The 14,605-nt window shown below is 52.8% G+C and carries 13 protein-coding genes; 7 read left to right on the top strand and 6 right to left on the bottom strand.

All coding sequences use genetic code 11. The features are described 5' to 3' along the window. Nucleotides 1-137 precede the first annotated feature (137 nt). The 5 genes from OGY19_RS05815 to cmoB are packed head-to-tail and all read left to right on the top strand — an operon-like array spanning nt 138 to nt 3,716. The gene (locus tag OGY19_RS05815) at nt 138-704 is read left to right on the top strand and encodes a hydrolase (RefSeq protein ID WP_061068080.1); all 567 of its coding nucleotides are present in this window, start codon (nt 138-140) and stop codon (nt 702-704) included. Then, nucleotides 701-1,519, top strand: a complete 819-nt coding sequence (locus tag OGY19_RS05810) for a DUF72 domain-containing protein (protein ID WP_048211365.1) — start codon at nt 701-703, stop codon at nt 1,517-1,519. The genes OGY19_RS05815 and OGY19_RS05810 overlap by 4 nt, the downstream gene beginning before the upstream one ends. Before the next feature lie 52 nt (nt 1,520-1,571). Next, a complete protein-coding gene (locus OGY19_RS05805; protein ID WP_003034689.1) occupies nt 1,572-1,967 on the top strand; it encodes an MAPEG family protein in 396 nt (131 codons plus the stop codon). Between the two features lie 40 nt (nt 1,968-2,007). Continuing rightward, entirely contained in the window at nt 2,008-2,751 is a 744-nt protein-coding gene (gene cmoA / locus OGY19_RS05800) for a carboxy-S-adenosyl-L-methionine synthase CmoA (RefSeq protein WP_115601836.1), read from the top strand. Continuing rightward, nucleotides 2,748-3,716 carry a tRNA 5-methoxyuridine(34)/uridine 5-oxyacetic acid(34) synthase CmoB gene (gene cmoB, locus OGY19_RS05795; RefSeq protein WP_115601835.1) on the top strand — a complete coding sequence of 323 codons (969 nt, stop codon included), beginning with the start codon at nt 2,748-2,750 and terminating at the stop codon, nt 3,714-3,716. Before cmoA ends, cmoB begins: the two co-directional genes overlap by 4 nt. A 220-nt stretch (nt 3,717-3,936) precedes the next feature. Here cmoB and cutC read toward each other — a convergent pair whose 3' ends face one another. Together cutC and OGY19_RS05785 are read right to left on the bottom strand one after the other, a co-directional pair. After that, nucleotides 3,937-4,683 carry a copper homeostasis protein CutC gene (gene cutC, locus OGY19_RS05790; protein ID WP_048211362.1) on the bottom strand — a complete coding sequence of 249 codons (747 nt, stop codon included), beginning with the start codon at nt 4,681-4,683 and terminating at the stop codon, nt 3,937-3,939. Between the two features lie 2 nt (nt 4,684-4,685). Beyond that, nucleotides 4,686-5,252, bottom strand: coding sequence for a VOC family protein (locus OGY19_RS05785; protein WP_048211361.1), 567 nt, complete (start codon nt 5,250-5,252; stop codon nt 4,686-4,688). 238 nt (nt 5,253-5,490) lie between these two features. Here OGY19_RS05785 and argS point away from each other — a divergent pair, with 238 nt between their 5' ends. Together argS and mrdA2 are read left to right on the top strand one after the other, a co-directional pair. Beyond that, complete coding sequence (argS, locus tag OGY19_RS05780; RefSeq protein WP_101742217.1) at nt 5,491-7,224, top strand: arginine--tRNA ligase; 1,734 nt, start codon at nt 5,491-5,493, stop codon at nt 7,222-7,224. 287 nt (nt 7,225-7,511) lie between these two features. Next, the gene (gene mrdA2 / locus OGY19_RS05775) at nt 7,512-9,449 is read left to right on the top strand and encodes a peptidoglycan DD-transpeptidase MrdA2 (RefSeq protein WP_286596264.1); all 1,938 of its coding nucleotides are present in this window, start codon (nt 7,512-7,514) and stop codon (nt 9,447-9,449) included. Here mrdA2 and bglB read toward each other — a convergent pair. The 4 genes from bglB to flhB form a co-directional block, all read right to left on the bottom strand. Continuing rightward, nucleotides 9,421-10,560 (bottom strand): beta-galactosidase BglB, encoded by a 1,140-nt coding sequence (gene bglB, locus OGY19_RS05770; RefSeq protein WP_115601833.1) that lies wholly within the window; start codon nt 10,558-10,560, stop codon nt 9,421-9,423. The two genes, mrdA2 and bglB, sit on opposite strands and share 29 nt — an antisense overlap. Before the next feature lie 329 nt (nt 10,561-10,889). After that, nucleotides 10,890-11,282, bottom strand: coding sequence for a flagellar protein FlhE (flhE, locus tag OGY19_RS05765; protein ID WP_048211357.1), 393 nt, complete (start codon nt 11,280-11,282; stop codon nt 10,890-10,892). After that, nucleotides 11,282-13,360 (bottom strand): flagellar biosynthesis protein FlhA, encoded by a 2,079-nt coding sequence (gene flhA, locus OGY19_RS05760; protein ID WP_048211356.1) that lies wholly within the window; start codon nt 13,358-13,360, stop codon nt 11,282-11,284. Before flhA ends, flhE begins: the two co-directional genes overlap by 1 nt. Then, a complete protein-coding gene (flhB, locus tag OGY19_RS05755; RefSeq protein WP_061068085.1) occupies nt 13,353-14,504 on the bottom strand; it encodes a flagellar biosynthesis protein FlhB in 1,152 nt (383 codons plus the stop codon). Before flhB ends, flhA begins: the two co-directional genes overlap by 8 nt. Between the last annotated feature and the right edge of the window lie 101 nt (nt 14,505-14,605).

The following is a 14,605-nucleotide window of genomic DNA, read 5'->3' as shown; positions in this document are numbered from 1 at the left end:
CTCAGTCCGGTACTGACTGTACGCGTGTTTCCTAAGCGGGTATTGCGTAATCTCACAAAAAATAACAAAAATTGTCACCCCTTTCACACAGATTCGCGATTAAGGTGTAACGGAAATCTTTTTTTACTGGAGTCACCATGCTGGAACTGAACGCAAAAACCACCGCTCTTGTCGTCATCGATCTACAGGAAGGGATCCTGCCTTTCGCGGGTGGGCCTCATTCGGCAAACGACGTCGTCGCCCGCGCGGCACAACTGGCGGAAAAATTCCGTACTAACGGTTCACCAGTGGTGATGGTTCGCGTCGGCTGGTCTGCGGATTATGCCGACGCGCTAAAACAACCGGTTGATGCCCAAGCGCCAGCCAAAGCATTACCCGACAACTGGTGGGAATACCCACAAGCGCTGGGAAAGTGTGCGACAGACCTGGAGGTCACCAAGCGCCAGTGGGGAGCATTCTACGGTACTGACCTGGAACTGCAATTGCGCCGTCGTGGTATCGACACCATCGTCCTGTGCGGTATCTCCACCAATATCGGCGTCGAATCCACCGCGCGTAACGCCTGGGAGTTGGGTTTTAGCCTGATCGTTGCTGAAGACGCCTGCAGTGCCGCCAGCACCGACCAGCATAAGGGCAGCATGACGCATATTTTCCCACGTATTGCCCGCGTACGCCGCGTGGACGAGATCCTGCAAGCGTTATGATCTATATCGGCTTACCCCAGTGGTCGCACCCAAAGTGGGTGCGTCTGGGGATCACCAGTCTGGAAGAATATGCCCGCCACTTTAACTGTGTGGAAGGCAACACCACGCTGTACGCACTGCCAAAAGCCGAGATTGTTGCGCGCTGGCATGCACAGACCACCGATGCGTTTCGATTTTGTTTTAAGTTTCCGGCCACCATTTCACATCAGGCTGCGCTGCGTAATTGTGATGACCTGGTACAGGAATTTTTCGCGCGCATGTCGCCACTGGATGCCCGTATCGGACAATACTGGTTGCAGCTACCTGCCACGTTCGGCCCGCGTGACCTCCCTGCCCTGTGGCAATTCCTCGATGCCCTCCCTAAAACGTTTACCTACGGTGTCGAGGTTCGTCATCCGGATTTCTTTGCGAAAGGTGAATCAGAGATCCGGCTCAATCGGGGTCTGCATGAACGCGGAATTAATCGGGTCATTTTAGACAGCCGTCCGGTCCATGCCGCGATCCCACACACGGAAGCGATACGCGATGCTCAACGTAAGAAACCTAAGGTCCCGGTGCATGCGGTGGTGACAGCAACCCACCCGATGGTCCGTTTTATCGGTAGCGATGATATGGCTCAGAACCGGGCATTTTTCGCCGCCTGGCTGGCAAAGTTGCCACTCTGGCAACAGACCAGCACGCCATACCTGTTTTTGCACACGCCGGATATCGCACAGGCTCCTGAGCTGGTAGACACGCTATGGGCAGATTTACGTAGTGCCCTGCCAGAGATCGGATCAGCACCGTCGATTCCACAGCAATCTTCTCTTTTCTGAAAATGCCACCTATCATAGTCAATGCCAGCAGCCATTTTAAAAGGGAGTTTGTATGGTAAGCGCGCTTTATGCCGTCCTGGGTGCGTTATTGTTAATAAAGTTCTCCTTTGACGTCGTTCGCCTGCGCATGCAATATCGCGTTGCCTATGGTGATGGCGGCTTTAGCGAGCTGCAAAGCGCTATCCGCATTCACGGTAATGCGGTGGAATATATTCCCGTTGCATTAGTGCTGCTGTTATTTATGGAAATGAACGGCGCAGAAACGTGGATGGTGCATCTTTGCGGGCTGATGTTGATTGCCGGGCGACTGATGCATTATTACGGATTCCACCACCGTCTTTTCCGCTGGCGCCGTTCCGGCATGAGCGCCACCTGGTGTTCACTGTTGCTAATGGTGCTGGCGAATCTTTGGTATATGCCCTGGGAGTTGGTTTTCTCCCTGCATTAGCGCACAATACGCCACTTTATTTTTCCCGGATTTTTACGTTATGTCTCACCGCGACACGCTTTTTTCTGCGCCTATCGCCAGTCTGGGTGACTGGACCTTTGATGAACGGGTAGCTGAAGTCTTCCCGGATATGATCCAGCGTTCCGTTCCTGGTTATTCCAATATCATTTCGATGATTGGCATGCTGGCCGAACGTTTCGTGCAACCCAACACGCAGGTCTACGATCTGGGCTGTTCTCTGGGCGCGGCGACGCTCTCGGTACGTCGCAATATCCATCATGAGAATTGCAAAATTATTGCCGTCGATAACTCCCCGGCCATGGTTGAGCGCTGTCGTCGTCATATCGATGCCTATAAAGCCCCCACGCCTGTTGACGTGGTCGAAGGCGATATTCGCAACATAACTATCGAAAACGCCTCGATGGTGGTGCTGAATTTTACCCTGCAATTCCTTGAGCCACCTGAGCGCCAGGCGTTGTTGGATAAGATTTATCTGGGGCTGAATCCCGGTGGTGCGCTGGTGCTGTCTGAAAAATTCAGTTTCGAAGACGCTAACGTTGGCGAGCTGCTGTTCAACATGCACCACGACTTCAAACGCGCCAATGGCTACAGCGAACTGGAAATCAGCCAGAAGCGCAGCATGCTGGAAAATGTGATGCTAACTGACTCTGTTGAAACGCACAAAGCACGTCTGCACCAGGCAGGTTTTGAGCACAGCGAATTATGGTTCCAGTGCTTCAACTTTGGTTCTCTGGTGGCATTGAAAGCTGAGGCTAGCGCATGATCGACTTTGGTAACTTTTATCAGCTGATTGCCAAAAATCATCTTTCCCATTGGCTGGAAACGCTGCCAGCGCAAATCGCGACCTGGCAGCGCGATCAACACGGCTTGTTTAAGCAGTGGTCGAATGCCGTGGAGTTTCTACCGGAACTGACGCCACATCGTCTGGATTTACTGCATAGCGTGACTGCCGAAAGCGAGGCGCCGCTCAGCGAAGGGCAGATCAAACGGATTGATACGCTGATGCGTCATCTCATGCCATGGCGCAAAGGTCCATATTCGCTGTACGGCGTCAATATTGATACCGAATGGCGTTCCGACTGGAAGTGGGATCGCGTTCTGCCGCATTTGTCTGACCTCACCGGACGTACCATTCTTGATGTTGGCTGCGGCAGCGGATATCACATGTGGCGCATGATTGGCGCGGGGGCGCATCTGGCGGTTGGCATTGATCCTACGCAGCTGTTCCTGTGTCAGTTTGAAGCGGTACGTAAACTGCTGGGTAACGATCAGCGCGCGCATCTGCTGCCGCTGGGTATTGAGCAGCTTCCGGCGCTCAACGCCTTTGATACCGTATTCTCTATGGGCGTGCTTTATCACCGCCGCTCACCGCTGGAACATCTCTGGCAGTTGAAAGATCAACTGGTAAAAGACGGAGAGCTGGTGCTGGAAACGCTGGTGGTCGAAGGTGATGAAAATACCGTTCTGGTACCAGGCGATCGCTACGCGCAAATGCGTAACGTCTACTTTATTCCATCCGCACTGGCGCTTAAAAACTGGCTGGAAAAATGCGGATTTGTCGATGTTCGTATCGCCGACGTGTGTGTGACCACTACCGAAGAACAACGTCGCACCGAATGGATGATAACCGAATCGCTGGCCGACTTCCTTGACCCGAACGACCACAGCAAGACGGTGGAAGGCTACCCCGCCCCACTGCGCGCGGTATTGATTGCACGTAAACCGTAATGGATTGCCGGAGCACCGTTTCTCCAAAATAGTTCAAGTTGCAGCAAGGCGGCAACGCAGCAAATCCCCGGGAGCGTAGATAACTACGTGACCGGGGTGAGCAAGGCGGCCAACGCTGCTGCGGCTTGAAATATGAAGGAGAAAAAAAGGCCCCTGTTGAATTGGCAGGGGCCTGGTACGAGCAAGCATCATATTGGGCGACATGATGCAACGGTAAAAATCAGCTGGCCTGGTGGTGCGCAATGATTGCTTTCATTTCAGCAACCGCCGCCCCGTCAACCGCATAGCGGGAATATTCATCCGCCTGCGTATCCGAAGACATCGACAACCCCGAATTGCGATACCGCATGGGTGAAGCCAGCCATACTCCGGCAGAACTGTGGACTTCCTGCACTCCAGCGTTGAGGAACAGGGATAAATTCGCGGCGCGAACCCCCGCTCCGGCCATAATGATTGGAGCATCCACCTGCTCAATAAGTTCCATTATTTTTGTTAAACCTTGCGCTGCATCTGATTTTTGCCCGGAAGTTAGTACTCTGGCGACACCTAAATCGGACAATTTATTCAGCGCATTTAATGGGTTGGCGCACATATCGAAGGCACGATGAAACGTGACATTTAGCGGGCCCGCAGCAACCATTATTTTTTCCATACGTGGCATATCGACATTCCCGTCCACATCGAGAATGCCGGTCACCAGCCCTGAAAAACCTAAATCTCTGACCATCGCGATATCATCAAGCATCGCGGCAAATTCACCGTCGGTGTAACAAAAATCGCCCCCACGCGGACGGATAATGGGATTAACGGGAATAGAGACATGCTGGCGTACAGAGCGCAACACCCCCAGCGACGGCGTTAAGCCTCCTTCTTTGGGCGCCGAGCACAGTTCAATACGATCCGCGCCGTTTTGCTGCGCCGTGCGCGCGCACTCCATGCTGTAACAGCAAATTTCCAGCAATGTCATATTTACTCCTGTTGCTCGCTTGCGACAATCGCTTCAATTGACCACGGATGAAATTTGAGGGTGACGCTGCCATCACTGACCGCCAGTGTCGGATTCGGTAAACGCTCACGCTCTCCTTTTGGCGAGCTGGTTTTCACGAAAATCCCCGGCTGACTCAATCCTTCATCAGAAAGCAGCGCCAGCGCTCGCGCATTCAACGTCTCCACGTCACCCGGCAGAACTATTTCAACATGCTCCCAGCCTTCATGCGGATAGCGTTTTTCGCCCGGCCATGGCAGCTCTACGATGGTAAATTGCCAGTGTTGCACACAAACGGGTTCATCAAGCTTGAACAGGCAAATCGGTCGGCCATTAATGATATTTTCTGACAACAGTTCGCCACACTGTTCAAATCCCCGACGCCAGCGCTCTGCGGTGGTATTTTGATGACAGCGCAGAGAAATGTGATCGGCTTCAAGCGATGAGACATCCAGCCCAAGGCGAGTGGAAAGATCCGTTAACGCCTGAATGAAATGCGGTAAATCTGCGGAAATATCATGCAGTTCTGCAACTGTTTGCCAGTTCGCCATAATGAAAGCTCATATCCATGTTCAAAGCGGCTAATTTACCCTGTTGCGCAGCCCCAACCAACTGCTGATTTTCTTAAGCGCGATATGAATAATTATACGTAATAACAATGTTTATATTTCAGGCTGCTGGCGGTACTCGCAATGCTGACGGCAACGGGCATTTGCAGTATACTCCCGCCCTTAATTCTTAAACTGGTGCGGTCAATTTTAAGCCGCTTCATAAATGTAAGGTATTCCGGTGAATATTCAGGCTCTTCTCTCAGAAAAAGTCAGTCAGGCCATGATTGCTGCAGGCGCGCCTGCAGATTGCGAACCGCAGGTTCGTCAGTCAGCAAAAGTACAGTTCGGCGACTATCAGGCTAACGGCATGATGGCTGTCGCGAAAAAACTGGGTATGGCGCCGCGACAACTGGCTGAGCAGGTGCTGACTCATCTGGATCTCAACGGGATCGCCAGCAAAGTTGAAATTGCGGGCCCGGGCTTTATTAACATTTTTCTCGATCCGGCATTTCTGGCGCAGCATGTTCAGCAGGCGCTGACCTCCGATCGTCTGGGCGTTACCCAACCGGCTAAACAAACCGTTGTGGTTGACTACTCCGCACCTAACGTCGCGAAAGAAATGCACGTGGGTCACCTGCGCTCCACCATCATCGGCGACGCTGCGGTACGTACGCTGGAGTTCCTTGGTCACAATGTTATCCGCGCTAACCACGTCGGCGACTGGGGCACTCAGTTCGGTATGCTCATCGCATGGCTGGAAAAACAGCAGCAGGAAAATGCCGGTGAGATGGCGCTGGCCGATCTGGAAGGTTTCTACCGTGATGCGAAAAAACATTACGACGAAGATGAAGCCTTCGCCGAGCGCGCCCGTAGCTATGTGGTGAAACTGCAGGGCGGCGACGAATATTTCCGCGAGATGTGGCGCAAGCTCGTCGACATCACTATGTCGCAGAACCAGTTAACCTATGACCGTCTGAACGTGACTCTGACCCGTGACGACGTGATGGGCGAAAGCCTGTACAACCCGATGCTGCCTGGCATTGTGGCCGATCTCAAAGCCAAAGGTCTGGCTGTTGAAAGCGAAGGCGCTACCGTCGTATTCCTTGATGAGTATAAGAACAAGGAAGGCGAACCGATGGGCGTTATCATTCAGAAGAAAGATGGCGGCTATCTCTACACCACGACCGATATCGCCTGTGCGAAGTATCGTTACGAAACGCTGCACGCCGACCGCGTCCTCTATTACATCGACTCCCGTCAGCATCAGCATTTAATGCAGGCCTGGACCATCGTGCGTAAAGCCGGTTATGTGCCGGACTCCGTACCGCTGGAACACCATATGTTCGGCATGATGCTGGGTAAAGACGGTAAGCCGTTCAAAACGCGTGCGGGCGGCACGGTAAAACTGGCCGATCTGCTGGATGAAGCGCTGGAGCGCGCACGTCGTCTGGTTGCGGAAAAGAACCCGGACATGCCTGCTGATGAGCTGGAAAAACTGGCGAATGCCGTTGGTATCGGCGCGGTGAAATATGCGGATCTGTCGAAAAACCGTACCACCGACTATATCTTCGACTGGGACAACATGCTGGCGTTCGAAGGCAATACCGCGCCGTACATGCAGTATGCTTATACCCGCGTACTGTCCGTATTCCGTAAAGCGGATATCGACGAAAGCGCGCTGGCAAATGCGCAGGTGATTATTAACGAAGATCGCGAAGCTCAGTTGGCCGCCCGCCTGCTGCAGTTTGAAGAAACGCTGACCGTTGTTGCACGTGAAGGTACACCGCACGTGATGTGCGCTTATCTGTACGACGTTGCCGGCCTGTTCTCTGGCTTCTACGAACACTGCCCGATCCTCAGCGCTGAAAACGAAGAAATTCGTAACAGCCGCCTGAAACTGGCACAGCTGACGGCGAAAACCCTGAAGCTGGGTCTGGATACGCTGGGTATCGAAACCGTAGAACGCATGTAATCACCTCGAGTGATGTGAAAGCCTGCGCTATGTCGCGGGCTTTTTTATTTTCCCGAATGACCTCCCTCGTAGGCCTGATAAGCGAAGCGCCATCAGGCGGTCAGGCGCACCTTGCCGGATGGCGGCATAAACGCCTTATCCGGCCTACGAGAAACGACTACGTTCACTGTAATTTGTAACAACTCACAAGGAATGACACATTTCCGTAGAGGGATGGAACATTTTTTGCCTGTCATCCCGTTTACGCCTCCGTATCATTAGGCGGCGAATTAATCGGGTACGGGTCAATGACATTCAGAGATTTTGAGGCGGAAGAAAAACTTTTCCAGCGGCGTGTAATGGTGGCCTTTGGCCTGGTCGTCATCTGTTTTGGCATCCTGATTTATAACCTCTACAACTTACAAATCCGTCAACACCAGTATTACACCACCCGATCGGATGCAAACGACATCAAAATGCTGCCCGTCGCCCCAACGCGCGGTATCATTTATGATCGCAACGGTATCCCGCTGGTACGAAATGTCACCTGGTACGACATTTCTGTTACGCCTTATAAAATCAGCGATATGGACGCCCTGCTGAAACAACTCACGCCGATTGTTGACCTCACGCCAGATGATATTGACCAGTTTCGCCATGAACTGAAGGCCAGTAGCCGCTATCGACCGGTAGTACTTAAAAATGCGCTGACCGATGTAGAAATTGCCCGTTTTTCTGTGAACCAGTTCCATTTCAGCGGCGTGACCATCAATAGCTACGAAGATCGCCAGTATCCTTATGGGGCGGCACTGGCACATGTACTTGGCTACGTATCAAAAATCAACGATAGCGATCTGAAAGCACTGGATAAAAAAGGACTGGCAGAGAACTACGCCGCCGATCACAACATCGGTAAACAGGGCATTGAGCACTACTACGAGAATGATCTGCACGGCAAAACGGGTTATCAGGAAGTGGAAGTTGATAATCACGGGCGTATTGTACGTTTGATTAAAGACGTTCCCCCTGTCGCCGGCAAAGATATCCATCTGACGCTGGATTTACACTTGCAGGAATACATTGAAAGCCTGCTGGTGGGCCAACGCGCCGCGGTGTTGGTGGAAGATCCCCATGATGGCTCCGTGCTGGCGATGGTCTCAAACCCCAGCTACGATCCGAACCCGTTTGTCAAAGGCATCAGCTACCAGGATTACAACACGCTGTTGCAGGATAAAGACCTGCCATTAATTAACCGCGTCACCCAGGGGTTATATCCTCCTGCCTCAACGGTAAAACCGTACATGGCGATGTCAGCGTTACTGGACGGCGTGATCACGCCGCAGACCAGCTTCTTCGGCGCGCCCACCTGGACGCTCCCCGGCACCGAGCGACATTACCGGGACTGGAAGAAAACCGGCCACGGTATGCTGGATGTCACCAAAGCGATTGAAGAGTCTGCCGACACGTTCTTTTATCAGGTGGCGTATATGATGGGAATTGACCGCATTAACAGCATGCTTAGCCAGTTTGGCTACGGCAAACCGACCGGCATCGATCTTGATGAAGAGTACAACGGCCTGCTGCCAAGCCGCGACTGGAAACAACGGGTGCATAAAAAAGCCTGGTACCAGGGAGATACCATTTCGGTCGGCATCGGCCAGGGCTACTGGATTGCCACGCCAATTCAGATGGTAAAAGCGATGATCGCACTGATTAACAACGGGAAAGTTATTGCCCCTCACCTGCTACAGGATGAAGAAAGCGGCAAATCAATCACTCACTATCAGGCACCGGAGGCACCCACACAAATTGCTTCTGCTTCATCACCCTATTGGGGACTGGTGCGTCAGGCGATGTTCGGCATGGCGAATGCACCAAACGGTACCGGGTATAAATTTTTCCATACGGCACCTTATGGCATCGCAGCCAAAAGTGGGACATCACAGGTCTTTAGTCTGAAAGAAAACCAGACTTACAATGCGAAGATGATCCCCATACGACTGCGTGACCATGTGTTCTATACCGCATTTGCGCCGTATAAGAATCCAAAAGTCGCCATCGCATTGATTCTGGAAAACGGCGGCAGCGACGGGGTTACCGCCGCGCCGGTCATGCGTCAAATCATGGACCATCTGTTTGCGCCGCAGGACAACAGCGGGCAACCCGATGCCGCAGAACAACCAGGCCCGGTCAGCACGGCGTCAGCGAACGACACGATTAATAGTACTTACGCAAGTATTCGGTAAGGCACAGCATTGCCATTGCCTGCCCGTAAGGCATAGAGGTGAGTGGGATGTTGTGGTAGAAATCGAGATCGTGCCCCATGCCGGTGCCAAACGAGGTTTGTAGCAACTCCCCTTCAGGGGAAATGTGTTGCACAATACCTCTGATAGCTTTCTCCGCCACCCCCGCATATTCCTGCCCGACATAGCGTTTACGCACCGCTTTGAGAATACCGTAAGCGAATCCAGCCGTTGCGGAGGCTTCCAGATATGACTGAGGATCGTCCAGTAAGGTGTGCCACAACCCGCTCTCATCCTGACATTCCGCCAGAGCTGCAATTTGCGCATTGAGAACCTGCACCAGATAACGGTGAACGGCACTGTTTGCCGGCAAATCGATAAGTTCAAGGAAGTCCGGGATCACCATCGTAAGCCAACTATTACCACGCGCCCAACGGGCGTTTGCGAAGTTATGCCGTCCCACATAGCTCCAGCCGTGGAACCACAGCCCCGTTTTCTTATCCATCAGATTTTGTACATGCAGCAGAAACTGATACGTGGCCTCTTCGATATACGCTGGACGATTGAGCAACTTGCCAATTTTCGCCAGCGGCAGCACCGTCATCATCAGCGTGTCATCCCACATCTGTTGATGATTTTCTTCTGCCAGCGTGATGTGTTGCATACCGCCAAACTCGGTGCGGGGCATATCATGCATTGCCCACTCCGCCCAGCTGTCAAGCCACGGCAGGTACGCCGGATTACGCGTTTCTTCATAACGATATGCCAGCGTTAAAAACGGGGCCATGGTGTTAACGTTTTTGGTTGTTGCGCCTTCCGCAAAGCGTTCGGTAAACCAGCTGTCGATGATATCGCGCATCGTTGCATCGCCAGTTTGCTGATAATACTGATACATTCCGTATAGGCCAACGCCGTGCGTCCACTCCCATCCGGCCCAGCCTTTGGTATCAATAACACGTCCGTCATCCAGCCGCAGCAAGAACTCGCCCGTTTCATCATGAATATTGACCAGGTTATGCGTCACCTTTTTAATGAGCGTTTTTAATTCATCCCTGGCAATAAAATGTTCTGGTTGACGCAACAATGGACTGTGTTTAACCGGGTAAACAATCATTTCCTTAACCTCTGTCAGTGTCGAATTCAATGCTGCACCCTGTTCCAGTTTCGGCGCGGCAGGTTTATTACGATTCGGATAACCCTGTGTGTTGTTACCCTAAAGTGCTTCGTAAACATTGGGTATCATTACCGGGCCACAGTAAAAGCTAACCGCAGGGGAAACCTTTTTGTTTCTGCCAGGGGTTTTTGCGAAATGGCAATAGCACAAAGAGTCCGATAACACAGGTCACTGATTTTATAAAACAGCGTTTCTTTTTAATCGGGATGGTTGATCAGAACTGCGAGGTGGCCAGCAGTTTCGCCTGCTGGCCGACGTAAAGAAGGGAATTAACGGTAGTTCACAATCACCTGATTGCTCTGAACCTGCAAGGCAGGGAGCAGGCGACCGCCACCAGGCACTTCCCAGACGAAGTGCATTGGTTCAATTGCAGGGACATTATTAAAGCCATTGGTGGTACCGCTTTGTCCATCCAGTTCGACACAACGGGATTGAGAGCATAAGCGCACACGTAACCCCGCAGGCGTAGGACCATTTAATTCATAGCGCCAGGCGACCAGCGTCATCAGACCGGAAACGGGCTGGCTGGGAACCAAAGGCGAAGATGAAGCCGACTCCCCACGATAATTTAAGGTAATCCCCATACCACTTGCCTGCCATGTCCCTTCCCCGGCGGCCTGTGCCGCCAGTGGAAAAAGCAACAGCCAAAGAAATGTACGCATTATTTACCTCCAATGGTCGCGGTCATACGGATATGGCGGTTATCGGAAAGCTCCATATTCGACAACACCACCAACTGCGGAATACTGCGGCGTAAAAAACGCGCAAGGAGAGGTCGCAGCGCATGATTCACCAGCAATACTGGCGGCGCACCCAACATTTCCTGACGCGACAGTGCTTCCTGCGTCTGTGCCAGCAACCGGTCTGCCAGACCAGGTTCAAGGCCCCCACCGCCCTGTAACGCCTGCAACAACAGACGCTCAAGCGGTGTATCAAGTCCGATAACCTGAACTTCCTCGTTACCCGGGAACCACTGCTGAGTAATCGCCCGTCCAAGCGCCACACGCACCACTGCGGTAAGTTCATGCGGATCATTCTGTAACGGGGCATGTTCCGCCAACGTTTCAAGAATGGTGCGCATATCACGAATAGGGACTTTTTCATCCAACAGGTTCTGCAGCACTTTGTGCAGTGTGGTCAGTGTGACCACACCCGGCACCAGATCTTCTGTCAGTTTTGGCATTTCTTGTGAAACTCGATCCAATAACTGTTGCGCCTCCTGGCGACCAAAAAGCTCTGCGGCAAACTGACCAATCAGATGGTTCAGATGTGTGGCAACGACCGTACTGGCTTCGACAACGGTGAAGCCCTGAATTTGCGCCTGCTCTTTTAGCGCGCTTTCAATCCAGATAGCATCCAGACCAAAAGCAGGATCAACTGTTTTCTCCCCTGGCAGCGATCCGGCCGCGGTACCTGGGTTGATAGCCAGCCAGCGCCCAGGGTAAGCATCACCACTACCAATCTCGACCCCTTTCATCAGAATACGATAGCGGGCAGGTTGCAGATCCATATTGTCGCGAATGTGTACCACTGGCGGCAGGAACCCCATATCCTGGGCAAATTTCTTACGAATGCTGCGAATACGCCCCAGCAATTCGCCGTCCTGTTGGAAGTCCACCATCGGAATCAGGCGATACCCAACCTCCATTCCCAGCGTGTCTTCCAGCTGAACATCACTCCACGTAGCTTCCACCACCGAGTTGTTTTCCGGCATTTTCACCGGCTGAGCTTCTTCTGGCGCTTTTTGCTCGCGTCCGCGCATCCACCAGGCCAGCCCCAGCAATGCCGCGGTAAACATCAGAAACACCAGGTTTGGCATTCCCGGTACCAGCCCCAGTAAACCGAGGACCGCCGCACTAAGCAGCATAACGCTTGGGTTGCTGAACAACTGGGTGACCATCTGCTCACCCACGTCCTGATCGGTACTCACGCGGGTTACGATAACCCCCGCCGCCGTTGAGATAACCAACGCAGGGATTTGGGCTACCAGCCCGTCACCGATGGTCAGCAGGGTATAGCTTTCTGCCGCACTGCCCATGCTCATACCGTGCTGCAACACCCCAACCAGCAAACCGCCCACCACGTTGATGACCATGATCAGAATACCGGCGATGGCATCCCCACGAACAAATTTACTCGCACCGTCCATGGAGCCGTAAAAATCGGCTTCCTGTGTCACTTCAGAACGGCGTTTTTTGGCTTCATCTTCACCAATCAATCCCGCATTCAGATCGGCGTCAATCGCCATCTGTTTACCCGGCATCCCATCCAGCACGAAGCGCGCACCCACTTCCGCGATACGTCCCGCACCTTTGGTGATAACCATAAAGTTAATGATGACGAGAATGACGAAGACCACGATACCGATGGCAAAGTTACCGCCGACCAGGAAGTGACCAAAGGCTTCCACCACCTTACCTGCCGCCGCGGCACCGGTATGTCCTTCCATCAAAATGATACGCGTTGACGCGACGTTCAGTGCCAGGCGCAACAAAGTGGTGAACAGCAGAATCGTTGGGAATGCGGCGAATTCAAGCGTGCGCTGAGTGAACATCGCCACCAACAGCACCATGATCGACAGCGCAATGTTAAAGGTGAACAGTAAATCGAGGATGAAGGCCGGAAGCGGCAACACCATCATCGACAGGATCAGCAGAATGAGGATCGGCCCGGCAAGAATTTGCCATTGCGTGGATTTCAGGTTGCCGGGCAGACGCAGCATCGCGACCAGATTAGCCATCAGTATTCTTCTCGTTCATAAAATCCAGTGCTTCAGGCACCGGAAGGTTTCCAGGTTGTGGTGGCGGTGTGCCGCCAGCCAGACGCCAGCGTTTTAGCTGCCATACCCATGCCAACACTTCGGCAACGGCGGCATACAATTGGCCAGGTATTTGCTGACCGATCTCAGCATGGCGATATAACGCACGCGCCAGCGGCGGAGCTTCTAACGTTGGGACACGGTGCTCCGCGCCAATCTCTCGAATACGCAATGCCACCAACCCGGCCCCTTTAGCCACAACTTTTGGCGCGCTCATTTTGTTTTCGTCGTACTGCAAGGCAACCGAATAGTGCGTAGGGTTGGTCACAATAACATCCGCCTTCGGCACATCCGCCATCATGCGGCGCTGCGCGGCCGCACGCTGCATCTGGCGAATTTTGCCCTTAACGTGCGGGTCACCTTCGCTTTCTTTAAATTCGTCACGGATATCCTGACGCGACATCCGCAGTTTTTTCACGTGGCTATAAATCTGGAAAAAGACGTCAAACCCCACCATCGGGATGACGCCAAGCACCACCAGTAATGCGCACATACCGACTAAATCCAGCGCATTACCCATCGCCGTAATCGGGGATTCGGCCATCAGGCGCATCATCTCCGGCCAGTTGTGCCAGAGATAGAAGCCCGCTACGCTACCCACCAACGTGGATTTTAATATGGCTTTGAGCAGCTCCGCCCCGGTTTGCGCCGAGAACATACGCTTAATACCTGGTAACGGATTCAGCTTTGAGAATTTGGGTTGCAGCGATTTACCACTGAAGATCAAGCCGCCAAGCATCACCGGGGAGATCAATGCCACCAGCACAACCCCGGTAATCAGCGGCAACAACGCAATCATGGCGTCTTTAATCAACAAAATGATTTGACTCAGGATCAGGTTTGGGTCGTTGACCATACTGTGGTCAAAACGTAATCCGGCCGACAGCATACCGGCCAGTCTGCGGGCAAGCGACTCCCCACCAATCCAGATGATGCACACGCCCACCAGCAAAATAAGCAGTGAGGTTAGCTCCTTGGATCGGGGTATCTGCCCTTCTTCCCGTGCTTTTTCAAGTCGGTGGGGTGTGGGGGCTTCTGTTTTGTCGTCGTCGCTTTCTTCTGCCACGCATCAGACCCTGGATAGAGATATAGGCGTGAATGATGCCAGAACAGCCATGCAACAATGGGAAGAGTAAGCGGTAAAAAAGACGGGATTTATGGCTTTAA

This window comes from Citrobacter sp. Cy070 (genome assembly GCF_030332245.1).
Classification (GTDB): domain Bacteria; phylum Pseudomonadota; class Gammaproteobacteria; order Enterobacterales; family Enterobacteriaceae; genus Citrobacter; species Citrobacter youngae.
This window is presented reverse-complemented; position numbering and strand designations above follow the sequence as displayed.

Bases quoted from the DNA above. Each gene is read 5' to 3' on its own strand.
- flhE (WP_048211357.1), bottom strand. From the start codon at position 11,282: ATGCGTACATTTCTTTGGCTGTTGCTTTTTCCACTGGCGGCACAGGCC.
- bglB (WP_115601833.1), bottom strand. From the start codon at position 10,560: ATGATTGTTTACCCGGTTAAACACAGTCCATTGTTGCGTCAACCAGAA.
- OGY19_RS05815 (WP_061068080.1), top strand. From the start codon at position 138: ATGCTGGAACTGAACGCAAAAACCACCGCTCTTGTCGTCATCGATCTA.
- OGY19_RS05805 (WP_003034689.1), top strand. From the start codon at position 1,572: ATGGTAAGCGCGCTTTATGCCGTCCTGGGTGCGTTATTGTTAATAAAG.
- mrdA2 (WP_286596264.1), top strand. From the start codon at position 7,512: ATGACATTCAGAGATTTTGAGGCGGAAGAAAAACTTTTCCAGCGGCGT.
- cmoB (WP_115601835.1), top strand. From the start codon at position 2,748: ATGATCGACTTTGGTAACTTTTATCAGCTGATTGCCAAAAATCATCTT.
- OGY19_RS05785 (WP_048211361.1), bottom strand. From the start codon at position 5,252: ATGGCGAACTGGCAAACAGTTGCAGAACTGCATGATATTTCCGCAGAT.
- cutC (WP_048211362.1), bottom strand. From the start codon at position 4,683: ATGACATTGCTGGAAATTTGCTGTTACAGCATGGAGTGCGCGCGCACG.
- OGY19_RS05810 (WP_048211365.1), top strand. From the start codon at position 701: ATGATCTATATCGGCTTACCCCAGTGGTCGCACCCAAAGTGGGTGCGT.
- cmoA (WP_115601836.1), top strand. From the start codon at position 2,008: ATGTCTCACCGCGACACGCTTTTTTCTGCGCCTATCGCCAGTCTGGGT.
- flhA (WP_048211356.1), bottom strand. From the start codon at position 13,360: ATGGCTAATCTGGTCGCGATGCTGCGTCTGCCCGGCAACCTGAAATCC.